The organism is Candidatus Woesebacteria bacterium, from assembly GCA_016700095.1.
In the GTDB taxonomy this organism is placed as follows: domain Bacteria; phylum Patescibacteriota; class Microgenomatia; order UBA8517; family UBA8517.
Window position 1 is genome coordinate 1,154,040 of the sequence record CP065002.1, and the last position, 23,966, is coordinate 1,178,005.

26 protein-coding genes are annotated in these 23,966 nt (G+C 37.1%); 9 read left to right on the forward strand and 17 right to left on the reverse strand.

Features of this window, described 5'->3' with window-relative positions; translation table 11 throughout:
• Nucleotides 1-244 precede the first annotated feature (244 nt).
• The 3 genes from IPM62_05760 to IPM62_05770 all read right to left on the reverse strand — a co-directional run bounded on the left by IPM62_05760 (nt 245) and on the right by IPM62_05770 (nt 2,528).
• Nucleotides 245-757: a hypothetical protein gene (locus IPM62_05760; GenBank protein QQS38854.1), complete on the reverse strand. Its 513-nt coding sequence runs from the start codon at nt 755-757 to the stop codon at nt 245-247.
• A gap of 72 nt (nt 758-829) precedes the next feature.
• A complete protein-coding gene (locus IPM62_05765; GenBank protein ID QQS38855.1) occupies nt 830-1,855 on the reverse strand; it encodes a HAMP domain-containing histidine kinase in 1,026 nt (341 codons plus the stop codon).
• Between the two features lies 1 nt (nt 1,856).
• Entirely contained in the window at nt 1,857-2,528 is a 672-nt protein-coding gene (locus IPM62_05770; protein QQS38856.1) for a response regulator transcription factor, read from the reverse strand.
• Between the two features lie 344 nt (nt 2,529-2,872).
• On the opposite strand from IPM62_05770, the gene IPM62_05775 reads away from it, so the two are divergent.
• The 4 genes from IPM62_05775 (at nt 2,873) to IPM62_05790 (ending at nt 5,129) form a co-directional block, all read left to right on the forward strand.
• Complete coding sequence (locus IPM62_05775; protein QQS38857.1) at nt 2,873-3,934, forward strand: glycoside hydrolase family 15; 1,062 nt, start codon at nt 2,873-2,875, stop codon at nt 3,932-3,934.
• Nucleotides 3,934-4,242, forward strand: coding sequence for a DUF192 domain-containing protein (locus IPM62_05780; protein QQS38858.1), 309 nt, complete (start codon nt 3,934-3,936; stop codon nt 4,240-4,242). The genes IPM62_05775 and IPM62_05780 overlap by 1 nt, the downstream gene beginning before the upstream one ends.
• A gap of 96 nt (nt 4,243-4,338) precedes the next feature.
• Nucleotides 4,339-4,563: a hypothetical protein gene (locus IPM62_05785; GenBank protein ID QQS38859.1), complete on the forward strand. Its 225-nt coding sequence runs from the start codon at nt 4,339-4,341 to the stop codon at nt 4,561-4,563.
• An 83-nt stretch (nt 4,564-4,646) separates the two neighbouring features.
• Nucleotides 4,647-5,129: a hypothetical protein gene (locus IPM62_05790; GenBank protein ID QQS38860.1), complete on the forward strand. Its 483-nt coding sequence runs from the start codon at nt 4,647-4,649 to the stop codon at nt 5,127-5,129.
• On the opposite strand, the gene glgP is transcribed toward IPM62_05790, so the two are convergent.
• The 6 genes from glgP to IPM62_05820 form a co-directional block, all read right to left on the reverse strand.
• A complete protein-coding gene (gene glgP / locus IPM62_05795; protein QQS38861.1) occupies nt 5,126-6,763 on the reverse strand; it encodes an alpha-glucan family phosphorylase in 1,638 nt (545 codons plus the stop codon). The two genes, IPM62_05790 and glgP, sit on opposite strands and share 4 nt — an antisense overlap.
• Nucleotides 6,764-6,821: 58 nt before the next feature.
• Nucleotides 6,822-7,193 carry a hypothetical protein gene (locus IPM62_05800; GenBank protein ID QQS38862.1) on the reverse strand — a complete coding sequence of 124 codons (372 nt, stop codon included), beginning with the start codon at nt 7,191-7,193 and terminating at the stop codon, nt 6,822-6,824.
• A 5-nt stretch (nt 7,194-7,198) separates the two neighbouring features.
• The gene (locus tag IPM62_05805; GenBank protein ID QQS38863.1) at nt 7,199-7,537 is read right to left on the reverse strand and encodes a hypothetical protein; all 339 of its coding nucleotides are present in this window, start codon (nt 7,535-7,537) and stop codon (nt 7,199-7,201) included.
• A 95-nt stretch (nt 7,538-7,632) separates the two neighbouring features.
• Nucleotides 7,633-8,004: a hypothetical protein gene (locus tag IPM62_05810; GenBank protein ID QQS38864.1), complete on the reverse strand. Its 372-nt coding sequence runs from the start codon at nt 8,002-8,004 to the stop codon at nt 7,633-7,635.
• 1 nt (nt 8,005) lies between these two features.
• Nucleotides 8,006-8,983 carry a hypothetical protein gene (locus IPM62_05815; protein QQS38865.1) on the reverse strand — a complete coding sequence of 326 codons (978 nt, stop codon included), beginning with the start codon at nt 8,981-8,983 and terminating at the stop codon, nt 8,006-8,008.
• Nucleotides 8,973-10,313 carry a glutamate--tRNA ligase gene (locus IPM62_05820; protein ID QQS38866.1) on the reverse strand — a complete coding sequence of 447 codons (1,341 nt, stop codon included), beginning with the start codon at nt 10,311-10,313 and terminating at the stop codon, nt 8,973-8,975. The genes IPM62_05815 and IPM62_05820 overlap by 11 nt, the downstream gene beginning before the upstream one ends.
• 82 nt (nt 10,314-10,395) lie before the next feature.
• On the opposite strand from IPM62_05820, the gene IPM62_05825 reads away from it, so the two are divergent.
• The gene (locus IPM62_05825) at nt 10,396-11,484 is read left to right on the forward strand and encodes a hypothetical protein (GenBank protein ID QQS38867.1); all 1,089 of its coding nucleotides are present in this window, start codon (nt 10,396-10,398) and stop codon (nt 11,482-11,484) included.
• Nucleotides 11,485-11,548: 64 nt separating this feature from the next.
• On the opposite strand, the gene IPM62_05830 is transcribed toward IPM62_05825, so the two are convergent.
• On the reverse strand, nt 11,549-12,610 hold the full coding sequence (locus IPM62_05830; GenBank protein ID QQS38868.1) for a D-alanyl-D-alanine carboxypeptidase: 1,062 nt from the start codon (nt 12,608-12,610) through the stop codon (nt 11,549-11,551).
• A gap of 407 nt (nt 12,611-13,017) precedes the next feature.
• Here IPM62_05830 and IPM62_05835 point away from each other — a divergent pair, with 407 nt between their 5' ends.
• Nucleotides 13,018-13,569 carry a hypothetical protein gene (locus IPM62_05835; GenBank protein ID QQS38869.1) on the forward strand — a complete coding sequence of 184 codons (552 nt, stop codon included), beginning with the start codon at nt 13,018-13,020 and terminating at the stop codon, nt 13,567-13,569.
• A 93-nt stretch (nt 13,570-13,662) separates the two neighbouring features.
• Here IPM62_05835 and IPM62_05840 read toward each other — a convergent pair whose 3' ends face one another.
• Nucleotides 13,663-15,156 (reverse strand): bifunctional (p)ppGpp synthetase/guanosine-3',5'-bis(diphosphate) 3'-pyrophosphohydrolase, encoded by a 1,494-nt coding sequence (locus IPM62_05840; protein QQS38870.1) that lies wholly within the window; start codon nt 15,154-15,156, stop codon nt 13,663-13,665.
• Nucleotides 15,149-16,825: a single-stranded-DNA-specific exonuclease RecJ gene (gene recJ / locus IPM62_05845; protein QQS38871.1), complete on the reverse strand. Its 1,677-nt coding sequence runs from the start codon at nt 16,823-16,825 to the stop codon at nt 15,149-15,151. Before recJ ends, IPM62_05840 begins: the two co-directional genes overlap by 8 nt.
• Before the next feature lie 410 nt (nt 16,826-17,235).
• Between recJ and IPM62_05850 the strand changes: the two genes are divergently transcribed.
• Nucleotides 17,236-18,588, forward strand: a complete 1,353-nt coding sequence (locus tag IPM62_05850) for an HD domain-containing protein (GenBank protein ID QQS38872.1) — start codon at nt 17,236-17,238, stop codon at nt 18,586-18,588.
• Nucleotides 18,585-18,905, forward strand: a complete 321-nt coding sequence (locus IPM62_05855; GenBank protein ID QQS38873.1) for a hypothetical protein — start codon at nt 18,585-18,587, stop codon at nt 18,903-18,905. The genes IPM62_05850 and IPM62_05855 overlap by 4 nt, the downstream gene beginning before the upstream one ends.
• Here the strand turns inward: IPM62_05855 and IPM62_05860 are convergent.
• Complete coding sequence (locus tag IPM62_05860; GenBank protein QQS38874.1) at nt 18,902-19,447, reverse strand: thermonuclease family protein; 546 nt, start codon at nt 19,445-19,447, stop codon at nt 18,902-18,904. The genes IPM62_05855 and IPM62_05860 overlap by 4 nt on opposite strands.
• A gap of 36 nt (nt 19,448-19,483) precedes the next feature.
• Between IPM62_05860 and IPM62_05865 the strand changes: the two genes are divergently transcribed.
• A complete protein-coding gene (locus IPM62_05865; protein ID QQS38875.1) occupies nt 19,484-19,915 on the forward strand; it encodes a hypothetical protein in 432 nt (143 codons plus the stop codon).
• On the opposite strand, the gene secF is transcribed toward IPM62_05865, so the two are convergent.
• From secF to IPM62_05885, 4 genes are read right to left on the reverse strand one after another with little or no spacing between them, the layout of a single operon-like run.
• On the reverse strand, nt 19,905-20,789 hold the full coding sequence (secF, locus tag IPM62_05870) for a protein translocase subunit SecF (protein ID QQS38876.1): 885 nt from the start codon (nt 20,787-20,789) through the stop codon (nt 19,905-19,907). The two genes, IPM62_05865 and secF, sit on opposite strands and share 11 nt — an antisense overlap.
• A gap of 1 nt (nt 20,790) precedes the next feature.
• Nucleotides 20,791-22,101: a protein translocase subunit SecD gene (gene secD, locus IPM62_05875; protein ID QQS38877.1), complete on the reverse strand. Its 1,311-nt coding sequence runs from the start codon at nt 22,099-22,101 to the stop codon at nt 20,791-20,793.
• Nucleotides 22,102-22,103: 2 nt separating this feature from the next.
• Nucleotides 22,104-22,688: a hypothetical protein gene (locus tag IPM62_05880; GenBank protein ID QQS38878.1), complete on the reverse strand. Its 585-nt coding sequence runs from the start codon at nt 22,686-22,688 to the stop codon at nt 22,104-22,106.
• A 38-nt stretch (nt 22,689-22,726) separates the two neighbouring features.
• A complete protein-coding gene (locus tag IPM62_05885) occupies nt 22,727-23,965 on the reverse strand; it encodes a DUF3048 domain-containing protein (protein QQS38879.1) in 1,239 nt (412 codons plus the stop codon).
• Nucleotide 23,966: the final 1 nt, after the last annotated feature.

Consider the following 23,966-nt stretch of genomic DNA (forward strand, 5'->3'; position numbering starts at 1 on the left):
ATTCGTAATATATATTCTAATCACATTTCGTCTTGGCATCAGATAGTTGATCCTTAATTTATCGAGTCAATGATACTCCAAGGACTAAAAGGCTATGTGTCTAATAAATGCTCAATTCCTACTTCGCTAGACCATTACACAGATAACCCACGGTTTTACAATTGTTTATTAACACAAATAGCTCCCTTTTTTGGGAGCCATTTGTTACCATATCTAATCGTTTTACAATCCGTGATTGTCAACGTTATATCTCAGGTTTTCCACCATTTTGAAAACCATGTCTTGGCATTCCGATTTCATCCATCAGATATTTAACGTCTATTCCGTTTGACGTTGCCCACCCTACAAGTTCATTGTGTTCACTTTCCCTCGCATTAATTCTCTCTTGATGGGTGGATTTTACTGCATCTTGACGGTTAGTATGCAATTCCTTGCGTTTCTCTAGTATTAACGTCTTTTGCTCTTGTGTAATTTTTCCGTCAGCGACTTCTTTATTTAATGACTCTTCAAACAGAGCTTCCATTTCGGCTTGTCTTTCCTCTCTACTTTCTTTCATCTTGGCTTCATATTCATTTCTGTCTTCATCAACAACAGCCTGAACATCGTCTTTTTCTAAGCCAAATTTCGTTGCAATTTTATCAACAAGGTTTGCCATATGATTTTCGTTTGTGTTTTCAGCAAAAACTGTTTTCGTTGAAATTAATGACAACCCCAAAGCAAGCATGGCAAACGCGCTAAATAATAATGTCTTTCTCATAATTATCACCTCCTTTCATTTTCTTCTCTCAAGTTACGCCACTTTTCTTAATAAACACTTAATATAAGAATTTTAGTTTGAGGATATCAGCGGTAATTCGACACAAATTGAAGTTCCCTTTCCCGGTTTACTTTCGGCTTTAATTGTACCTCGGTGGTTTACAACGATACTTTTTGCTATCGCCAATCCAAGTCCAAATCCTTCGGTTTCTGATCTTGATTTCTCGGCTCTATAAAAACGATCAAATATTTTGGGAAGGTCGCTTTTTGAAATCCCGATACCTTGATCTGTAATTTTTACATTTATGTTATCCTTATTACGTTCACCCTTAATGCTAACTTTAGTATTAGACTTACTATATTTAATTGCGTTGTCAATAATTATCACAAATAATTCTTTCAGTTCATCTGGATTTCCGAGTACTTTAACTCTGGGAACATTATCGATAAGTTTGATCGATTTTACGGTTGCTTGAGTTGTCAATTTCCGGATTGCCGAAGAAATATCATCTCCAATGAAATGCTTGACATGTCCTTCGCTTGTTTTTTCATGATGTACTTTAGTCAAATGAAGTAAGCTATTTACCAATATATTAATATCGTTAATTTCTTCCAAATTACTTTTTATTAAGCTTTTCGCGCTTTCTTTCGTCAAATTATTTTCGAGTAGTGCCGCTTCCATTTCTGCTTTTAGAGTCGCAATTGGAGTTCGCAGTTCATGGGATGCATCCGAGATAAATTGATTTTGTTCACCAATCATCTTCCCTATAGGCTTTAACGTTTTCCCGGAAAGGAAATATGATGCGCCTCCGGCAACGGCTAAAATTGCCATGTTAATTAATGCAAGAGAAACAACAAGTTGTTTTTTTTGATATTTTAGTTCTTCGGAACTAATTGTAGGCGGTAATCCCATCGGTCTTGGCGGAGCATTCTCGAATCGTTCAAATTGAAAGTCTCTAAGTCTGTCGTTTTGAGCTCGTGTAAATCTTTCAATCTGTCGTGAGACATTGCCGTATATTGAAATGCTGAAAAGTAAACTTACGAACATTAGAATAACTACATACCAAGCAGTTAGTTTTAGGCGTGCTAAGTTAAACATATTAATTATCCAGTATTACATAACCAAATCCACGTATCGTTTTAATTAATTGTGTGTCAAATGGTTTGTCTATTTTATCTCGAAGATGTTTGATGTGTACCTCAGTCGTGGTTGGCAGTATATCTGCATCATAATTCCAAACAGACTGTACAATCTGATCTCTTGTGACAGTCATATTTTTGTAGCGCATCAGATATTCTAATATCGAGAATTCTTTTAGTGACAACTGAATTGTTCTACCGGCTCTTGTGACAATGAAGTTTACCGGATCTAGCGTGAGATCTTTAATTGTTAGCACATTTTCCTGATTCTTGGACGATCTTCTAAGTAATGCTCTTACTCTTGCGAATAGCTCTTCAAACGAAAACGGTTTTACCAAATAATCATCCGCTCCTGCGTCTAAACCGTTTATTTTATCTTTTGTTTGCCCTAACGCAGTTAACATAATAATTGGAGTCGCAATTCTTTCATTCCTTACTTTTTTACTTATCTCAATTCCGCTGATCTTTGGAAGCATCACATCAAGAATGATCACATCATACTTTTCTCCAATCGCTAAATCTAAACCTTGCTCGCCGTCATATACAACATCAACTGTATATTTTTGTGTAATTAATGCGCGTTTTATCGCGTTGGCAAGTTTCTCTTCATCCTCAACAAGTAGTATCCGCATGAAGCCATATTATAAACTTTTTCTTAAGATTAACTTAATATTTAATTTGAGTTAATGTCACTTAGTTGAAAAACCGAAAATATTTAAGTTCTTTCTATCATTCCTCCTTTTCCACAAGTATTACAAGTTATTGTCAGCTTGGCTACTCTTCCTAATTGTTGCGTTTCCCTAGTACCCGTTATACCTAGACATGGACGTCCACTTCCTGCTCTTATGTGTTCCAGAATTTCAACTTACGTTTTGGTATTCTCACCATCTGACCCAGAACTACTATATTTATGTGTAACTTAAGTACTATGTAAGATCTACAGGAAAGCTTCCAAAAGATTGCTATAATATTTTATATGGCAAGACTTACCTACGATGAATTAATAAAAAAGCATACAAGAATATTAAAAGGTCTCCAGCAGAAATCGGGTTTGTTTCTCGCCTCAAAAAAGAACGTCGAAACAGGGTACGACAAATCATGGTTAAGAGATAATTTCTATGAAACCTTAGCATTTGAAGTAATTGGCGATTGGCATACGGTAGAGAAAACCTATCGTGCAATACTCAATGTCTTTCTTACTCACGAAAAGAAAATTGATTGGGCTATTGCCAATAAACCAACCGAAAGCTTTCAATACATTCACGCCAGATTTCACCCCGATAACTTTGGTGAATTCTGGGAATCCTGGGGCAACAAACAAAACGACGCTGTTGGCTGTATTCTTTTTCGCATTGGTGTTTTGGAGACTAGACTCAAAAGATCAATCATTAAAACACCGGATCACATTAGAATTGTCAATAAGTTGGTTAAATATCTGGAAGCAATTGAATATTGGAAAGACAGAGATTCGGGAATGTGGGAGGAAGAAGAAGAGCTTCACGCTTCAAGTGTCGGAGCATGTGTTGCAGGTCTTAAATCCATTTCGCAAGTTTCCACCATCGCGGTTCCCGTCTTATTAATAAAGAAAGGTGAAGATGCACTCAACAATTTGTTACCCCGAGAATCAGACCGTAAATTTGTTGATTTATCACTTCTTTCACTTATATGGCCTTATGAAATCATCGACGAAAAGCAAAAACTCAAGATTCTCGAAAACATTGAATATCACCTTAAACGTGAGCGAGGAATTGTCAGATACAAAGGTGACAAGTACTACAATAAAAACAAAGACGGTGTAAGCGAGGAAGCAGAGTGGACTTTCGGACTTTCATGGCTTGCAATAATATACGAAAAAGGAGGAAACAAAGAAAAAGCCCAGGAATTACTCAAAGATCTTATCGCAATTGATACTCCGGAAGGCATGCCGGAATTATATTTTTCAAATTCTCCCGAGTTTAATGAAAACATTCCGCTTGGTTGGAGCGAATCGCTTTTCATCATTGCACTTTTTGACATGAATGAAAGATCTGAAAAGTGATGGCAGGCATTAAAGTTGAAAATAAAGCTTCGTTTTCCGCACGGTGTGTTGGCTTAATGTTTACACCCACCGTTCACCCTATATATTTCAAAACAAGGTTTGGCATTCATACTTTTTTTGTCCGAAATCCGATTGATGTCCTGATACTTGATAATGAATTTATTGTCAGAAAAATGATAGTTAATCTAAAACCCTGGAGAGTATTTTTATGGAATCCAAGGTACAATAACGTAATCGAACTGCCCGGTAGTAGTATTGTAAAGCAAAGAATTAAGCTGGGAAGCAAAATTGAGGTACTATTTAAGTAGTGACCTATATCAAATTTGAAAGAAATTAAATTTTACTACAAAGTAATCCTATAAAAAAGAATTGCTTTTATCTTCATATATAACCAAAATCAGCATATGACACCTGAAAATCCTTTCTTGAAGAAAATGTTGCGTATATATGCTCAACCAACCAAACCAGATGAGGGGTCTTTAGAAGATTTAGGCGATGATGATTATGTGCCCAAACGATTTCCACCCAAATCACCACTAACTGGTAAACAAATACGTGAACGAGATGAGGAAAGGCAACGGCGAGTTAAACAACAAAATGCAGCCAGACAGCAAGCTCAAGGTGATTAATAACTTCACAAGATATCCAATATCCGCAAATTCCTAATTTACCCCTTGAACAAATTATTTTATTCTCATATATTGATAACACTATGGATGATACCAATACGAACCCCGAAGACAAGGCTCGGGACAATACACTGCCCGATTCCCTCTCTACTTCAGATCCAAACGATGACACCAAAACACTAATTGCCGTCGAATCGCAAATTAAAATGAACATGGCAAAAATTGAACGAGTAAAAAAAGATCTCCAGCCGGTCAATGAAATGTTAAAAAACTTACTCGAAAACGATGAGTCATATGTGAAACTTTCTGATATCGCCAAAAAGGCGGCTCGAGAAAAGTCCGCCAGGAAAAAAGATTTATTAAGTACCCAAAACGGGAAAGAGCTGTTGGGTAAAATTACCGCTTTTAAGGAAGAATTAGCTGACGCACAAGAAGCACTTTCTTACTATCTTTCCGAATACCAAAAATCAACTGGGCTAAACGAGTTTGAGGGTGAGGACGGCGAGTTAAGGCAAATTGTCTATGTCGCCAAATTGGTTCGTAAAACCAATCTCAATAGAGGTTAATTTTGGCTGTATAAATATTTCTTGTATTCTTCGAGCATTCTTTTTGCACTAAAACCCTCAGCAATTTCAATTGACTTCCGCATTCTTTTTATCCATTTCAGCGGCAGACCATTTGTGCGGTCGTAATAACACGGCGCCATCTCGTTTTCGAGCAAAGAATAAAAATCATCGGCGACACTTTCAGGATTAAGTGTCCATCCCACACCCTCCCAATCAACTTCATAAGTCCATCCGTCCAAAACGGTACAATTTAAAACACCGTTTGATATTGCTTTCATTCCCGAGGTGCCGCAAGCTTCCAAATTACCCTTAGGAGTGTTTAACCAAACGTCGGAGCCGGACGTCAAATGATTGGCAAGAGCAATATTGTAGTTTGGAATAAATATTGCATGTGAACTTAGTTTGGTGGAAAAAATATGTATTACTTCTTCGATTAATGCTTTTGATCCCATGTCTGCAGCATGTGAATTTCCTGCATATAATATTTGAACCGGATGACTTGAATTACTTACTATTTCAATTAAACGATCTATGTCTTTTAATATTGCTTTGGGCTGCTTATAATCCGCCAAGCGTCGCGCCCACGTAATTACCAATTTATTGTCGTCGTAACCAAATCCTGTCCTTTTAATTACAGTCTCCATTAATTCATGTTTTTTAAGGCGATGGATATTCCATAATTCTTCATCCGTAATAGTATCGTTCCTGAAATCACTATCTTGCCAACGGCGCAAAAAGACACCGTTGGTAATCGCAACCCAGTTATAATCGGGATACTTTTTTCGTGCATAATCACCGTGTACCCGTGATACCGCGGATTGTTTACGAGAAATGTTAAGCGCATATTTCGTTATCGAAAAATCATTAAAAAAGTCTCCATCGCGAAGAAGCATTCCGCAATCGATACCGATTTGATCTGCATACGGTTTTGCCCAGTACTTTACGGTGTCGATTGTATAATTTGGATTACCGGCATCAACTAAAGTGTGATTTGTATAGACAATATTTTCTTTCGCTTTCTGCCATGCTTCATCAAACTTCATTGCACCGTCTTTCATATATAATATAACCAATTCCCAAATACAAAACGCCGCACGCCCCTCATTTAAGTGATACACCTTCGGGTTAATACCCAATTCCTTAATTAACTTGGTTCCCCCAACGCCAAGAAGAATCTGCTGTCGTATTTGACTATCGTTATCACCTCCATAAATAGTATCCATATCATGTCTCCATTCATCTGGATTAGTATCAATGTCGGTTGACAGAAAAAAAACTATTGTGGTATCCGATAATCGCAAGTGATACACCTTGACTGAAATTTCGCCTGTCGGAGTTGGAAGTTTAATAATTAACTCTTTTCCGTTTATGGTTGTAAGTCTTAGAAAAGATGTATCATGATCAAATTCACTATCTCTTTTTTCCTCCTTTCCGTCACCTGTAATGTGTTGGATATAATTCTTACCTTTGTATAATATTCCGACACCTATCGCCGGAAAATGTTCAAAAGCAGCTTCGTTAATAAAGTCACCGGCAAGAATTCCAAGACCACCTACGTAGGTTGGCAATTCACTATCTAGAGCAAATTCATTACTAAAATATACAACCGGATCCTTAACCTCGGGTAACCGCATATATAAATCTAACACGTTACAAATCTTAACTAAAGCATGTAGTTGTATCCAAGTAACTTTACGAAGTATTGCCTATTATCGGCAAATCTTTGAAGCTCACTTCTTTAAAGGTTGTGCAATCATCACCGATCGCAAAATATTTTATAAGCATTTTGAGATCTGTTGCCAGCTCGATTTCTTTCATAACGCCTGTAGATATTTCTCCAAAAACCCACAATTCATCGCTTCGTCTGATTAAATCATTATTGGCCCGTATTAATTTTGCACGTTCGACAGTATCTAAAAGAAAATATGAATACATCATAAAAGCACAAGTTGGCGTAAATCCTTTATCTAATATGAACCTGACAATGTGTTCGCGCAGAAAGAAATTTCGCTTGCTCATTGCTGCAAAAATTACAGCTTGTTCAGTATTAGTTACCTTTCTCATGAGAGTTAACCTTTTCTAAATATATCCATAATTCTAGAAATTAATAATCGTGTCTTCTGCGTTTTTGGTCTCTGATTAACTTTTACCTTTCTACTCCATACCGATAGTATAACCCATTCGTTCCTGTCATTTTTTGTGGCTACTACCTCAATAACAAGTTTGTGTTGTGGGGTGTTAGTCAAAGGCCACGTTTTGTAATACACTACCACCCCTTGTTTTTTTCCATTTTTGGAACTATCGGGTCTTCGAAAAGTTGCCCACGCATCTCCCTGTTTTATCTTGCGCGTCCTTAATCGCTCTATGGCATGATCTGTCCAAATAACTCCGCCATAGTGCTTATTCATAACAACAGTATACTATCATTTTAGATAATATTTTTCCCCAGGAAGCGATTTAATACTATTTACTTTTAAAACGGCATGCGAAGCAAGTAGGGTGCTTATTGTTTCTTAGAACGTGCCTTCTTTTTGGATTTGACCTTACGTCCGTTGTGTGTTTTGAGATCCGCCAGAATTTCACGGCTAATACTTTGAATTTCTTTTTTCAGAAATTCAGAAGCATCTTTTTTAATCTTGTCAGAAAGAAACTCCAGTAAGCCCTCGTCGTGCGGACCACTCTCTAGTCGAACTAAGAATTCTTCATGATGTTTCTCGTCAAGTTCATCGAGAATACAATGTAGTACTTTATGGTGTACTATCTCATCGATTACTATCCAGTATTCCTGTTTTTCTTGGGTATCTCGAACTAACTTGTTGAGTTTTTTTTCAATTTTATTGAAAGAGAATAATTTATCGTAAAAAAGTTTTGACATATTAATTAAGACTTACCAACATATCAACATCAACCATATCATAATTCACAGGTCCAAGTGGTACCTCATTTTCCGGATCATCTACGAAAAATACCAAAACCGGACCCTTTTTGTATTTTTCTCCACCCAAATAATCCATAACCTCAGGACTACCACCAAAGTGTTTACCGGTCCACGCGGCAGGCCCCGAATCCGCTATTGATGCAACAACCGCGTTTCCGTTATTGGTATTTACAATTAGAACTTTCCTGTACTTATACCAATTTTTTAAGTAAGGTTGTCTAGTGTTCCAATCCGGCAAATACAGGGTTTGAACTACTGCATACCATCTTTCAATTTCCACAAGATCTTCACTTAGTTTTTCTTTCGAAGGAGCAAAATAACCCCATGACCCAAGCCCCGGTGCAATACCCTCTTTTATAGTTTCCCTATCTCCATGCAAGCTAAGGTCATCACCGGGAAAACGTCTCAAGTGCTGTTCTATTCCTATAATTCCATAAGTCGTATTCAAATGCTCACCCTCTAAACTTGCACGTACCTTTACCCCTGTCAAATCTGCAACCACCGCTTCCAAGAACTTTTCTTCGTTTCGGTAAAGTGGCCGAGTAACCGAAGGCAATACCGACCCAAGCACCTCAGATAATGATGCTTGAAAAGATTTTTCAAATGATTCTCTTTCTTTGTTTTTAACCTTCTCGATAAATTTGGCATTACGTATCGCATCCGATGGTGACATTAAAGCCGATACGTCGGTAGGTGGATTGAGCATAATTGACCCTGCAATTAAACCTGTTCCAAGTAATTTTGCCGAGTGTCTTCGTAAATTTTCTGGTGCCAGTCCCTTATTTTCAAGAAACGTCAACGCTTTTGGATGCGCACTTTTCAGAGCGTTTTTAGTGTTGAAGTTACGTAGTTTTAGTTTGTTTCTAATTACTTCCGCATCAAAGCCGGAAGTACTTACTTTATTGTTACTTTTCATTTTGGGACAGTACATTGCTGAGTCTTTCAATTGTCTCTTTTTTGCCGATCACTTCAATCGACTCATTTATGGGAGGTGTAAATTTTTTACCGGTTATGGCGATACGCAAGTTCATGAAAAACTCTCCTGTTTTATACGCCTTACTTTCAATTAGTTGATTAAGTTTTTCATTGATATTTTCTAATTCCCACTTATCAATATTTTTAAATGTCTCCAAAGCATCACTTAAATGCGAAGCGTAATTTTCGCTTAGTAGATTGGTATCAACTCTGGGTTTATCAAAGAAAAATCCTGCAATTTCTTCAAAGTTTTTTAAGGTTTTAATTCTTGTCTGAATAAGTGGAACAATTGTCGCAACCGTGTTCTTGTCAAATTTACCTTTGAAAAAATCAGAAATTTTTGACCCCATATCTTCTACCGTTAATTTTTGCATGTACTGTCCATTCATCCAGTCAAGTTTATTTCTTAGAAATTTTGGGTTAGCTTCCTGAAAACCATGCACATCAAATGCTTGTGTAAATTCCGTCAAAGAATAGATTTCCCGATTGTCCTTTGGCGCCCAACCCAATAGCATAACGAAATTAAGTAAAGCTTCAGGCAAGTATCCCTCATCAATGAATTGTTCCACAAAAACACTGTCTCTTCTTTTGGATAACTTTTTTCCCGTATCGGAAGACAAAATGTCGGTAAGATGTCCAATTTCGGGTCGTTGTCCACCCAGATACTCAAACACCAATAAATGTATCGGAGTCGAAGGCATCCAATCATGACCTCGGAGGATGTGAGTAATTTTCATATCAAGATCATCAACTGCAACAGCCAGATGATATGTAGGAAATCCATCAGATTTAAGCAAGGTCGCATCGTATACCGTATCTGTTTTCCAGGAAATTTCCTTTTTATGAACAAAATCGTAATAAGAAAGTAATTTGTTTTCCGGCACAAGTAATTTTACTGCCCCAGATGTGTAGTTTTTATCTCTGCACGGATCTCTTAATTCACTTGAATAACCTTTTTCTTTGGCATTTTTGGGATCACATTGACAATAAAAAGCATGACCTTCGGATAACAATTTTTGCGCTGCCGATTTATACAGACCAAGACGATCTGATTGAACAAAATATTCATCCCAGAAAAGTCCAAACTTTTCTAGTGTTTTTTTCAGTGCATCTACTGACCCCTCAACCTCTCTTTTCTGATCGGTGTCTTCAATTCTGAGCACAAATACACCATTTTCACGCTTTGCTAAAGCATATGCATATAATGCCGTTCTTAAGCTTCCAATATGTAAAAAACCTGTCGGACTTGGTGCAAATCTTGTTCTTACCATATAGTAATTATACATTTTTTAATCTGCTTGGCATAACAAGTGTGGCATTGAATGGAATATTTGTACAAGATATACTTAAACAATGTTAACTTTAACAAGTGCTTCAATTGTTTCCAGAAAATTTATTCGTTATGCTGTAATTAGCATTATTGCAATTGTTATTATTCGTTTCACAATTTTAAGTGGAATAAATCTTTATGAACGTTTTTTCCCCGATCCACCACCAGAGGCAACGGTAAAATTTGGAAAATTACCAGCACTTAGTCTTCCCAACAATGCTCAAAGCGAAGAAGATGTCTGCAGACTGGTCTACAATCTCGAAACAGCAAGCGGAAGTTTACCGGTTTTATACCAACAAACAAATGTTTACTATATGCCTAAACCAATTTCCAGCATTGGCGCACTCGAGAAGGCAAATACAATTGCCCGCGATTTGGGGTTCAATAGTGAAGGAAGAGAATTGGTTGAGACTGTATTTTTGTTTACCAAAGCAAATTCTCCTTCGTCGCTTAACATCAACATTGTGACACGGGCGTTTTCTATCAGTTACGATGTCAACTCCGATCCTCAGGTGTTTAACCAAATACCCCCCCAAGCGGAAAATGCCGTTAGTGCCGTCAAGGGTCTACTGGGTAGAGCCGGGTTAATTAATGATTACAAGTTAGGTCCGACAAAGACACAGTTACTCCGCGTCGAATCGGGAAAACTGGTCAAGGCAATATCTCAATCAGAGGCAAATATCGTAAAAGTAAATTTATATAGAGAAAAATACGGCGTCACACAATTTGAACTCCCGGCAGTTACTCCCGATCCCGATGAATCCAACGTCTGGTTTCTAATGAGTAATTCCTCTGGAAACGTCCAAATAATTGCAGGAGAATATCACTACTTCCCCCTTGATAAAAATAAGTTTTCGACATACCCCGTAAAAACCGCCGAGCAAGCGTTTGAAGATCTGAAAAACTGCAAGGGAGGTATTGCCAAAATAGGTGACAATTACGATGGTGAAATAAAAATTAGAAATGTTTATCTTGCGTATTACGATTATGGTCAATATATCGAATATTATCAGCCAGTCGTGGTTTTTGAGGGCGAAAATGATTTTGTGGCATATGTTCCCGCGGTGACTGACGAGTTCTATGGAGCTAATCAGGTAGACCAGACTAAGTGACAGAGCTATATGTTATTTCACACACCTAACCAAGATAATATTTTCTAAACAATTATGGCGGCAATCACTGAAGTGAATGTTCGTCATCTACAACCGGCACTTCGACCCATTCATAATTATCATATACCCATGTAATCAATTCTTTTGTTTCACCAAACCTATCTTGACTTCCAAGAACTGCAATTAATATTTTTCTTCCTTTTCTATCAACATAAGTTACTAAATTTTCTCTAGCGTTTTTGGTCCAACCGGTCTTTACACCCTGTACACCTTCTACTTTTCCCAACAAATCATTCGTCGTGTGAAGCGTCCGAAAAAGTTCACCGTTTGCATTGTATATTTGAACATTTTCTTTGTTAACAATTTCGGCAAACTTTGGATTTGTAAGCGCATATTTAGAAAGCGCGATTAAATCGTGTGCAGAAGTTACTTGACTAGTTCCATCAATACCCGTTGGGTTAGTATAAATAGTATCACTTAGACCGAGATCTTTGATTTTACTATTCATGTCATTTACAAATGCTTCTCTACCGCCTGCATAATTACTGGCTAAAACTTCAGCCGCATCATTTGCACTGTAAACAAGCAATGCCTTTACTAAATTATCTACGTTTATCTCCTGACCCTCATAAAGATTCATTTTCTGACCGTCGACATCAACTTCCCCGACTGTTATGGATTTTTCTCCCTGCATATTTTCAAGTGTTATCAAAGCAGTCATTATCTTAACTGTTGATGCAGGCAAAAGAAGTTTATCGGAATTTTTGGCATACAGCTGTTCTCCCGAATCAAAGTCAATAACCAAAACACCTTGCGCGGAAATTATCGGAAACGCCAAATCGTGATCGTTAATTAGGAGCGGACGTATTTCGGTTTGGATATTATATGCGGCAAGTACTTGAGTCGTTGGAGAAGTAGTATGTCTTTTATTTTCTGTAGCACTCTCATTTAAAAGAATATTAACAGCAACCAAAAACACAAAAGTGTATATTGCCAGAAATAATACGTTTTGCTTAAGTGTATACTTCAAAACACTGGGGAAATTTTTAGCCTTTGGTTTGGTCTTGTGTTTTACGGCCAGGGGTTTCTTTCGTAATTTCGGGGTGGATATGGTAACTTCTTTCATTTTGGAAAACATCACTTGTTTACTAAAGGCATTACTTATCTTATCTGCTTTTTCATAATACGAAAGATGTAGTTTTATTTCAATTGTTTGTGTTGTTTAATATTTATTAATATAGCCAAAATTGAGCTTGGGGTATTAAATAAAGAGCTTTAACAAATTGCATAAGTCATAAGTAACATTTTCCCAACCGCAAAGTTATAACGCTACCTGGTGCAATATATTTTTAAGTTGTTTAAATGCGTAAACGATCCATTGAATTTTTAAATTGATATTAAAATATACTATAATATCAATCTATGCACAAAGTCACAAAGATTAATTCTCTCACTTGTTGCTTTCAAACGTAAACGAGAGATTTAACATGATTGTTGTCAAACCTCTCGAATTACGAGGGGTTTTTTATTTTTATGAAGGAAATACTTGAATCAATTCTTTTACTGGAAAGGGCTAAAGCTACCTTTGGATTACCCGAAGATGGTTTCACCATAGTTAACGGAATTATTGTACCTACTACACCTTGCATCCAACACTCGGGTTCGCGGTTTTTTTCAGAATATCCATGGAAATTTATTGGTGAGGACGGTAACAAAAGTGCACTTGTACTATCACCCAGACAACAAGTAATTGTCGAGAATGCTTGGGGGTTAATAATAAATAGTGTCAGTCATATTACTAATCCCTACACCCCATTTCATAATTTAGATGGTGGTGTATTGGAAGCATGTAAAGAACTTTATCTTGCGGGTACTCAGATAGCACATACCATTGAGGGTGCGCGCATTGTGTTACCGCCCACCATAGGACTTAAACCTAGTTACACCGCGGCGAAAGTAATTGGACTTAATGGACTAACTCTAAAGTATAATTTATGGGTTCCACCAGACGTGCACAGTAAAAATGAGACAGTAGAAATCACAATTACTTCAACCGGAAGCAAAACCAGGTCGTTTAGAATTTAGCGCTAGATTATAAACATATACAAAAAGCAAAAATACCGTGGTGATATCGTATACTATCAACAAGTGCAGTTTGCTTATTTGAATACATAAGTATTACTTTTTCGCTAATTCCTTGCGGATTTTATTTCTAGCTTTTATAGTTTTAACAAATCTTTCCCAGTCTTTATTGGGTTTTTGAGGGTTTTTTGTTTTAGTTATTTCAACAACATCTCCGTTTGATAGCTTATGAGACAGCGATGCTATTTTACCGTTTACCTTAATTGACTTTATATATTTACCAAGATCCGAATGTACCGCATATGCAAAATCAACAGGAGTTGAATTTGCAGGTAAGTCATAAACATCACCTTGGGGAGAAAATACAAAAATTCGATGCATTAAAGCATCAAATTTCAAGGCTTCTATGTATGTTTCGGAGTCGGTTAATTCCTTTTGCCATTTTACAAGTTCTTTCACCCAGGATAATTTGTTTATTTGTTTTGTACTCGTACCTTGTGTTTCCAAAAACTCATCGCTTACACCCTTACTTTTCATCTCGTTATAGGATATATGTGATGCGGCTCCAAATTCCGCTTGTTTGTGCATAGTATGTGTTCTTATTTGCACTTCGGTAATACGCCCACCGGGTCCAAAGACCTTTGTGTGAATTGACTGATATCCGTTGGGTTTCGGTTGAGCTATGTAATCAGAAATTCCCAAGTACGGAACCGGTTTATAATGTTTGTGAACCAGACCTAAAGCCAAATAACATTCCTCCGGTTTGTCCACAATTATGCGAAGAGCCACGATATCGTGTATTTTTGAATAATCCCAATTTATCTCTTCCCGTTGAAGTTTTTTCCATAATGAATATAACCTTTTTTCTCGTCCGATAACAGTAGGTTTGATATTTTCTTTTGAAAGATGTGTTAATATCACGGAACGCATTTTTCTTATCTGTCTTTCCGCTTCTTTGTATACCAACTTCGATTTGGCTTCCACCTTGTCATAATCAGTCGGATACAGATACCTAAACGCCAAGTCATTCAATTCACCGTTTATCTCTCCCATACCAAGCCTTTCAGCAAGGGGCGCATAAATATTCAAGGTTTCGCGCGCTACACGTTTTTGTTTATCTATAGGTAAATATTCAAGGGTTCGCATGTTATGAAGTCTGTCGGCAATCTTTACAAAAACCACTCTGAGGTCTCTTGCCATTACCAATATTAGCTTTCGTAAGTTCTCAATGCTTTCCACTTCTTTGTTGCCTCGCAACTTATAATCCGATACTTTGGTAACACCGTCAACCAAATTTGCAATGTCTTGACCGAATTCATTGACTAAATCATCTCGTTTGGCGGCACCATCATCGATCGTGTCGTGCAACAATCCTGCTAATACTGTCGATTCGTCTAACTTCCACTGAGCGAGAATAATAGCAACTTCCAATGGATGTAAAACAAACAATTCACCGCTTTTTCTTTTTTGTTCCTCGTGCGCAATTTTCGCGAACTCCCACGTTTTTGTCAACTTCAATACATCAAACTTATTATAAGTTTTAACTAAAGCTGTCAAATCAGTAAATCTTTTTTCTATTTGTTCATTCATATATCTTTATTATGTCAAGTAGTCTAATCTGCAAACTCTTCATTCCATTGAAGTTATTATCTTCAAAACAATACACAATATCAACCTTAGTGTTGTCTTTGAATTGACTAATCATATTGCCTAACCCAAAACCAATTCCATCAAGAGTAATAGTATTTTTTGTCAATTTAAGTTTCAAATGTTTGTCCTCCTTCCCGATAGTACGAGCGTTCCACACCTCAACATTTTTGGTAATAAATATTGGATCGCTATTTCCGGCTCCAGTTGGTTTAAAACATTTTATTTCACGCAAGAAATCCCAATCCAGCAATGTAAAGTCTATCTCAATATCAATAATTGCGGTTGGAATTAACATTTCTTCCGTTAAATGCTTCATTGCGTATTTAGCCAAGCCATTTTTAAATTTGACAAGATCTTTCGTTAAAATTGTCACACCTGCCGCCATTGGATGTCCTCCGGCTTCAATCTTTATTTTCTTGACACTTCTTATTGCTTTAATAATATTAAAACCTTCAACCGAACGAGCACTTGCTTTTGAGTATTTCTTGCCCATGGAAAATACTATCGAAGGCCTGTAAAATTCTTCGACTAACTTCGATGCCGCAAGTCCCACAACTCCTTCGTGATATTTCTCGTCGGCAATAACAATAATGTTTTCAATTTTGTTTTCGTCAAGTGTCATCTTGGCATGATCAAGTACCTTACTGACTATATTTTGACGGCGGGTATTTGTAACCGATAAACGAGATGCTAATTCTTTTGCTCTGGCGCTACTGGTGGTACACAATAACCTGAGCGATTCGATCGCGTGTTCCAGACGTCCCATAGCATTAATGCGCGGGCCAATTACAAAACCGATTGTAAAGGAATCTATCTCACCTACTTTAATGCCCGCTTCTTCATAAATTTTTGACAAGCCCAAACGCGTATTTTCATTGAGTATTTCAAGACCATATTTGACAATCGATCGATTTACCCGAAAAAGAGGCATTTGATCACTAATTGTTCCAATAGCAGCCAAATCCAAACCGGTTACTTTTTTGTCACCGATCGAATTGGATATCTCGCGTGCAAAAAACCACGCAACAGCTGCCCCACTTACTTGTTGTGTATGAATGATCGAATGTGCCTCGGGATATTTTTCACCTGGTTCATGATGATCCGTAATTATTACATCGATCCCCAATTCATTGCACTTTGCGACAGCATCGTTAGCAACGATTCCGTTGTCGACTGTCAGTAAAACCTTGAAGTTTTCGTCATCTTTTTTCATTTCCTGTATACTTTTGCTTTTTAGACCGTATCCTTCCGAAAAGCGATCAGGTATATACGGACTAACATCAAAACCCATCCGATATAGCGTTTCCCAGAGGATTGCCGTCGCACACACACCATCGGCATCATAATCTCCAAAGATAACAATTTTTTCCCTTTTGTCTTTTGCTTGTATCAATCTGCCTATTGCTTGCCCAACTTCTTTTGGATTTAAACCAACATCTTTAAGAGGTACTAAAGTTGGGTCAACGCTATTGAAAAATTCACGTCTTTTTTTATCCGTATTCAAATCTCGATTCGCTAGCAAAATATTAATAACGTCTTCTTTATTTAGTTTCGCTGGAAGTTTTTTACTTTTCCCAACAACAATCCATTTTTTTCGCATCTTTGTCATGATCTCTACTATAACAGATTAGGTAATTAAGACATGTTATTAATTAATGCACCTAAACATTCCCAATCGGAAACGAGAAGTTGATTTCACACACACCAGTAAATAATTTCTTGAATGTCTAATGGTGACTAAAAAGTCTATAGATTTCTAGAAAGTTAGTTTATTTGCTGCATGCGAATTAAGCACTAAAGGTACGTATTTTTCTACAAAGTTTGTTAAAGTGGTATACATCTTAGTGTTTAGAAATTTTCCAAAATTAATTTTTAAAAACATACTGCATGTTTACATAATGATAGAAAGTCACACATTAATAATTAAAGATTGAATTATTAAGTTGTATTTTTCGCACATATCCTATTAATTAAAAAAATATCTCAATAACAGTTTTGATTAGTATGTATAATAAAGCAATGGAAATTAATATTCCTGATGAGGTTAAAAATGTTTTGGAAGTTACCAAAAATGCCGGTTACGAAATCTATATCGTTGGTGGAAGTGTCAGAGATGCAATAATGAAAAAAGATACCAATGATTGGGACTTCACCACAAACGCCACACCGCAAGACATACAAAATCTCTTTCCGGATTCGTTTTACGATAACGTATTTGGTACGGTCGGTATTTCTTACAAAGACAATGAAAAACCATTGGAAATTACGACATTTCGTACTGAACATGGCTATACAGATTCAAGGCGTCCCGACACCGTCACGTGGGGCAAAACATTACTGGAAGATGTAAAAAGACGCGATTTCACAATTAATGCACTCGCATTAAAACATGTGAAAGGGAATAACTTTGAAGTGATCGACTATTTTTCCGGTCACGATGATTTGGAAAATAAAATTATTAAAGCCGTGGGAGACGCTAATGAACGTTTCGCCGAAGATGCCCTAAGGATGATGCGTGCGATTAGAATTGCCAGTGAACTTAATTTCAAAATTGAGAGTGCAACGAAAAATGCGATATATGCCAACAAATCAAGGATACACAATATCGCCAAAGAGCGAGTACGTGACGAATTTCTCAAACTAATATCTTCACCCCATGCTTATAATGGCATGTTACTGTTTAAAGAGGTTGGTTTGTTGGAAGAAATACTTCCCGAACTCGAAAAATGTTTTGGTGTAGAACAAAAATCTCCGGGAAGACACCATATATATGACGTGGGGACGCACTTATTGATGTCTTTAAAATATTGTCCGTCCAACAATCCGATAGTCAGGTTTGCAACACTCATTCATGATATCGGAAAAGCACAAACTTATAAAAAATTAGATAGTGGTGTAATCACTTTCTATAACCATGAAGTACTTGGGGCGAAGATGGCAAAAAATATTTCCGACCGCTTGAGGCTTTCCAACAAAGATAAAGATATTTTGTGGAAGTTAGTCCGTTTCCATCAGTTTAGTGTAAACGAAAATCAAACCGACAAAGCGATTCGGAGATTTATTGTAAATGTTGGTTTATCAAACGTTAACAATATGCTCGATCTCAGAACAGCCGACAGACTGGGCGGAGGTGCTACGGAGACTTCTTGGAGAACCGAAGAATTCAAAAAACGTATTGTTGAAGTTCAAAAACAACCTTTCGCTATACGCGATATTAAAATATCAGGAAACGATATTATGGAAATACTAAAAATTCAACCCGGACCAAAAGTTGGATTAATTTTACAAGAACTTTTTGAAAAAGTTGTAAACAAAGAACTAGAAAACGAAAGGGATGCTTTAATCAAAGAAATTAGTAAATATTTGAAATGACTTTAGAATTAATATTTGACTCCCTAAGTCGTTTAATTAAACCGATATGTTTATTCGATGCGTACCTTACAGCGAGAATTGATAAATTTCTAATTTATTATCTAACCGTTCCCCAACTCCCATTTCTTGCTTATTATTTACCGGCGTACTTCAAAATTGCGTTTTATGGTGTTTTTCTGTTTATCTTATCTGGATTATTAAAAATAACTCACAGTGAAAGTGAGGCTTATTCTTTACTCTTCTATGTTTTATTTTTCGTATTATTCTTCTCCATCGTACTTATCTTTTTTGGGTTTTTCGTCCTGCTTTTTACTTAGTATTTCTCACACATCTCCCATAATCCAAGAAGATTTTCCCGAGCCGTTTTTTGCGCATGCAGGAACTCGGTTTGGTGATAAACATCGGGTGGATAACTCGTTGCATACGCATAACCTTGATCAACGATGTGCAAGTTTACAAAAATATTTTCTACATAAACATATCTCAACAACCTTCCATACCTATCTGTATCTGATATGTCTTTTTCTAATCTCACCTTTCGTCCTTCAACCAACTTTCTGTTGAATTCCTTTGCTTCTTTCCCGAAGCACTCGGTTTTACTTTGCGGATCATTCGTTTCCGGTGTATCTATACCTATATATCTTACCTTCTCTCCGGTTTCCAATTCTATTGTGTCTCCATCAATTACGCGGGTTACTAGAGCTTCTTGTGTTTGAGCATTCAATACATCTTGAGATACATTAATTTGGTCAATATCAGTAGTAAGAAGCATGTCGTCTTCAAATAATTCAGATGTATTTATTCCAAATACACTTGCAAGAATAAACAAAACGACAACAAATAATAATCTTCTTTTCACCAATTAAACATAACAAGATGTTATGATTATTGCAACATGGATCACATAGCAATAATGAAACCACAATGGCACTTAATTCCCAAAATATTGGGTGGAGAGAAAACCGTCGAAAGCAGGTGGTACACAACACGACGAAACCCCTGGGACAAAGTAAATATCGGTGATACGTTATATTTCAAGAATTCTTCAAGTCCAATCGAGGTTTTGGCCGAAGTAACCGATGTTGTGCAGTTTGTCGTAAAAACAAACGCACATGCGATGCGGATAATGAAACAATATGCCAAAAAGGACTTGGGAATTAGCACAATACCAGACGAGGTGAAAATATATATAACAAATAAAAGATATGCAATATTTATAAGCTTTTCAAACGTAAAAAAAGTTGAAGCGTTCAACATCGACAAAACAGGCTTTGGTGCTATGTCAGCGTGGATTTGTATAAAAGATATTAGAAAAATTATTTCTTAGTTTTTTTGTATTTTTCGATTATGTTGTTAAATACTATAAGTAGTGGAACGGCAATAAATGGCGAAGAATATGTTCCCAATACTGTACCGATCAAAAGTGCAACAGCAAACCACTTAATCGTAATTCCTCCGAGAAGCAATAACGATGAAAGCATAAAAATAATTGTCAGTGAATTGTTCAATGAACGCACCATTGTTTCCGTCAATGCTATGTTGGCAATTTCTTCCAACTCTCCGCCGTTGTTTCTTTTCACTTCCCTTATTCTGTCAAAGACGACTATAGTGTCATGAACCGAAAAAGAGAGAGTCGTTAAAAGCGCAGTTACAAAAAGAAAATCAACCTCGGCTCCAAAATATTTTCCTAGAACAGAAAAGGCGCCAATCAATATAAAGCTATCATGAAACATGGCAAGTATCGCGCTCAATCCAAACTTGATACTTTTGAATTGATACGCAACCCAAAGCAAAATAACAATTGCGGCAAACAAAGCTGCATAAGCCGTCTTTTTAATGAGTTCAGGTCCGATCGACGGCCCAACGGTTTCAAATCTTTGCTCACTTGATTCACCTTTAAAAATATTTTCTTTAAATATTTTATCAACTTTAATTTTTTGGTCTTGAGATATTGCTTTGAGTCGAAACAAATAAGTGTTATCACCTGTTTGTTGAATTGAATTAACCTCGACATCGTTTATGGCAAATTCGTTAATAGCATCTTCGCTTGATATTTCACCTTCATATTTATACTCAATTAATGTTCCACCCGTAAAATCTAAACCCAGTTTTAGTTTCCACGAAACAAGAGCAAATATACAAAACACGATTACACCCAAAGAAAGTGATAAATAAACGTATTTGTATTTTAGCCAATTCATATTATTTTTCTTTAATAAATACTCTTAATAAATTGCGAGTAACAACTATTCCCGTGAATAAACTGATAGCAATACCAAGTGCCAGAGTAATTGCAAAACCTCTTACTGGTCCTGAGGTATGCAAAAACGACCAATCTAAAGGATTTGCCAAAATAAATGCGGTAACCAGTGTGGCTACATTCGCGTCACGGATTGAATCCCATGCTCTTCCAAAGGATATTTCCATTGCATCAAGATAAGAATGATTATCTTTTTCTTCCTTGAAACGTTCAAAGATTAAAATATTACTATCGACAGCCATCCCAACCGACAATAAAAATCCGGCAATTCCGGGCAAAGTAAGTACAACAGGAATAAGTTTGTAAAGCGCTAGCGTGATTACACCAAAGACAATCAAACCAACATCGGCAATTAACCCAAATTTTTTATACACTAAAACCATAAATACTAAAACCGCACCCAAACCGACCAAGCCTGCCATTACACTTTTTTCTACCGACTCTGCGCCTAAAGTTGCACCTACTGTGCGCTCTTCTACTAATTTAATTGGTACCGGAAGTGCTCCTGCATTCAGTTGTATGGTTAAATTCTTGGCACTTTCAAGTGTAAACTCTCCATCAATTACGGCACTTCCATTGGTTATATGTGCGGACACAACCGGTGCAGAAACCACTTCATTATCAAGAATCATTGCAAGTCTTTTACCGACATTTCTTGCTGTTATGTCTGAAAACTTTTTGGCGCCATCTTCCGTGAACTCCAGCGCTACAACCGGTTTGGCGTCAACATTATCATTTGTAACATAAGAACTTTTTAGATCTGCTCCTGTCAAATCCGTTGGCACCAAACTCGGCTCATCACCTTCAACCACTTCAACGAATGAAAGTTGTGCAGTTTGCCCAATTAAATCAATAGCTTCGGTTGTGTTACTGACACCTGGTAATTCGACAATTATTCTATCTTTTCCTTCAAATGTTGAACTCTGTACGTTGGGTTCGGATATCCCAAAGAAATTTACTCTACTTTCAATAACAGATTTCAAAGAAGTTAAAGCAGTAGATTTTTTATCCTCAGAGAGATTACTCGTATCCGCCTCAAACACGAGATGACTTCCACCTGCCAAATCAAGCCCTAAAGCTAAGTCGAAGTTTTTTTGTAAGTTTATGTTATTTAAGGAGATATTTATATCATGTCTTGTGACAGTACGGTCAATCGGACCGATATTTACACGCATCTCTCTTGGGAGACTGATATAGCACGCAATAAGTGATATTACAAAAATAATTATGACTTTTTTTAGTGGAGTAAACATGGTTAACCAATAAGATCTTCTTCATCTCCTATTATCATTACACGACTTTCCGCTAATATCCCAAGAAGAAATGGATCACGGCGCTTTTTTCTAAAAGTAAATTCGTCTCTGCTCATAACAGTATAGTTAATTTCAAATCCTCTCGTCGATTCTTCTTTGCGTATCAAGGCAGCAATTTCAGGTAAAACTACATTTCCAACCACAAGAATATCAACTTCATCTTCCCTTTTTCTTTTCTTACGTCGAACAAATTTTCCGGAGAACATTACAAAGGATAAATTTCCCACTTTGTTTTTATTTTCAATAATGTCTTTGCCGATTCCCTTTGATTTGGCGACAATTGATAAAAGATCACCGAAGTAAGGATAGTCTTTTCTAACCCAATAATACAATCTGTTGCCACGATTTTCATTTTTAATAAGGCCAATATCTTCCAATCTGTCAAGTTCACGTCGGACAGCATTTATCTCTTCACCCGTCTCTCGTGTTATCCCACGTACATGATATATTTCCGTTACATCAGACAAAAAAAGCTCTATGAGTTTGACCCTAACCCGTGAAGTTATAATGTCGTTTAAATCAGCCATTTAATTGGGGCAGGCGTACAAGAAATTCCGATAAACATTTAATACTCAACGTCGTTTGTGCTCGGAATTCCTTCGATCCAAATTTCGCCTCGTACAAATGAAATTTCTTTGCCATCCTCGTTGTAAAATTTAGTTCTTCCTCGTGTTGATTCTTTCTCCCATGTAGCCTTTATTGCATCTCCATTTTGGAATACAATTGCCTCACCAGTCCCGACGGTTTTGTAAAACATATGTTTCTCTGTATCAACTGGACCTAACTCTTCCACGTACTGAATAACTACGTTTTTTGCCGTAACCTGCTCTCCGCTCGAGAGATCTTTCACTTCAATACCACCATTAATACGCTTATATGAATTGGATGCCTTGTCATACGTCCAACTAACTCCATATTGCTTATAATCAGCCCAAAATTCAAAAGAGATATCTGAGGCTTTGGGAGAAGCAAGCGGTGATTCGTCAACGAAAGACCAAGCTTCGTAGTTGTCAGACCATTCATTTCCTTCATCGTCCTTAAAGGAAAAACCTCTATCTTTGGCTTGGTCAAATATTGCATCTGTTGTGGAAACCATTGTATGTTCTGTGGCTATTGGTTTACCCAATCTCTCTGGATCTCTGAAAAGAACAGGGAATCCTGTGTCATAGGTGGTATCAAAATCATTTCCACGCGCCTTACGCCAATCAAGATCGACAAGCATCTCAATTGCTCTTACGCGTGGATCAACTTGTCCTTTGTATTTCACTCCACCGGGACAATTCCCACATATGTTATTCGCTCCTCCTACATGAACAAATATCGGGTAATCTCCATATTCTGCTGCCCAATTGACGAAATGTACTCTAGCCGACCTGATCGGAGCTACTCGGACATCTTCGGCACTGGCACCACAGTAATAAATCGCCAGATGTCTGGTGACTCCACCTTCCGCCACAGCTTCATAAACAATATCTGCTCTATGGAGACCTTCGACAGGACGCGAGTCTTCATGATTTTCTATAACTGCGGCGATTGGCCGTCTTGTTTCCCAAATACTCTTTTCAGCCTCTGTATACATTTTCCCGTTCACGGGGCATTCGGCTGTTTTGGGTTTACTTAAATCAATCTTCGACCTGGTGTCTCCGAGATCCCCGGAATTGTAAATAACTTCAGGATCACCGTTTAAGTATGAAAAAACCGCCCACGAACTCCCGGTGGACAAAAGATACAAGCCAAAAAAACTTATAAAAATCATGAAGGCCTTTGATGAAGTTAATTTAGAAAATTTTGATGTATGTTCCATG

Excerpts from the sequence above, each read along its gene's own strand:
- IPM62_05885 (QQS38879.1), bottom strand. The coding sequence starts at position 23,965 with ATGGAACATACATCAAAATTTTCTAAATTAACTTCATCAAAGGCCTTC.
- IPM62_05810 (QQS38864.1), bottom strand. The coding sequence starts at position 8,004 with ATGTCAAAACTTTTTTACGATAAATTATTCTCTTTCAATAAAATTGAA.
- IPM62_05790 (QQS38860.1), top strand. The coding sequence starts at position 4,647 with ATGGATGATACCAATACGAACCCCGAAGACAAGGCTCGGGACAATACA.
- IPM62_05780 (QQS38858.1), top strand. The coding sequence starts at position 3,934 with ATGGCAGGCATTAAAGTTGAAAATAAAGCTTCGTTTTCCGCACGGTGT.
- IPM62_05855 (QQS38873.1), top strand. The coding sequence starts at position 18,585 with ATGACTTTAGAATTAATATTTGACTCCCTAAGTCGTTTAATTAAACCG.
- secF (QQS38876.1), bottom strand. The coding sequence starts at position 20,789 with ATGAATTGGCTAAAATACAAATACGTTTATTTATCACTTTCTTTGGGT.
- IPM62_05815 (QQS38865.1), bottom strand. The coding sequence starts at position 8,983 with ATGAAAAGTAACAATAAAGTAAGTACTTCCGGCTTTGATGCGGAAGTA.
- IPM62_05835 (QQS38869.1), top strand. The coding sequence starts at position 13,018 with ATGAAGGAAATACTTGAATCAATTCTTTTACTGGAAAGGGCTAAAGCT.
- IPM62_05820 (QQS38866.1), bottom strand. The coding sequence starts at position 10,313 with ATGGTAAGAACAAGATTTGCACCAAGTCCGACAGGTTTTTTACATATT.
- IPM62_05880 (QQS38878.1), bottom strand. The coding sequence starts at position 22,688 with ATGGCTGATTTAAACGACATTATAACTTCACGGGTTAGGGTCAAACTC.
- IPM62_05825 (QQS38867.1), top strand. The coding sequence starts at position 10,396 with ATGTTAACTTTAACAAGTGCTTCAATTGTTTCCAGAAAATTTATTCGT.
- glgP (QQS38861.1), bottom strand. The coding sequence starts at position 6,763 with ATGCGGTTACCCGAGGTTAAGGATCCGGTTGTATATTTTAGTAATGAA.
- IPM62_05760 (QQS38854.1), bottom strand. The coding sequence starts at position 757 with ATGAGAAAGACATTATTATTTAGCGCGTTTGCCATGCTTGCTTTGGGG.
- IPM62_05865 (QQS38875.1), top strand. The coding sequence starts at position 19,484 with ATGGATCACATAGCAATAATGAAACCACAATGGCACTTAATTCCCAAA.
- IPM62_05850 (QQS38872.1), top strand. The coding sequence starts at position 17,236 with ATGGAAATTAATATTCCTGATGAGGTTAAAAATGTTTTGGAAGTTACC.
- IPM62_05840 (QQS38870.1), bottom strand. The coding sequence starts at position 15,156 with ATGAATGAACAAATAGAAAAAAGATTTACTGATTTGACAGCTTTAGTT.
- IPM62_05800 (QQS38862.1), bottom strand. The coding sequence starts at position 7,193 with ATGAGAAAGGTAACTAATACTGAACAAGCTGTAATTTTTGCAGCAATG.
- IPM62_05830 (QQS38868.1), bottom strand. The coding sequence starts at position 12,610 with ATGAAAGAAGTTACCATATCCACCCCGAAATTACGAAAGAAACCCCTG.
- secD (QQS38877.1), bottom strand. The coding sequence starts at position 22,101 with ATGTTTACTCCACTAAAAAAAGTCATAATTATTTTTGTAATATCACTT.
- IPM62_05785 (QQS38859.1), top strand. The coding sequence starts at position 4,339 with ATGACACCTGAAAATCCTTTCTTGAAGAAAATGTTGCGTATATATGCT.
- IPM62_05805 (QQS38863.1), bottom strand. The coding sequence starts at position 7,537 with ATGAATAAGCACTATGGCGGAGTTATTTGGACAGATCATGCCATAGAG.
- IPM62_05770 (QQS38856.1), bottom strand. The coding sequence starts at position 2,528 with ATGCGGATACTACTTGTTGAGGATGAAGAGAAACTTGCCAACGCGATA.
- recJ (QQS38871.1), bottom strand. The coding sequence starts at position 16,825 with ATGACAAAGATGCGAAAAAAATGGATTGTTGTTGGGAAAAGTAAAAAA.
- IPM62_05765 (QQS38855.1), bottom strand. The coding sequence starts at position 1,855 with ATGTTTAACTTAGCACGCCTAAAACTAACTGCTTGGTATGTAGTTATT.
- IPM62_05775 (QQS38857.1), top strand. The coding sequence starts at position 2,873 with ATGGCAAGACTTACCTACGATGAATTAATAAAAAAGCATACAAGAATA.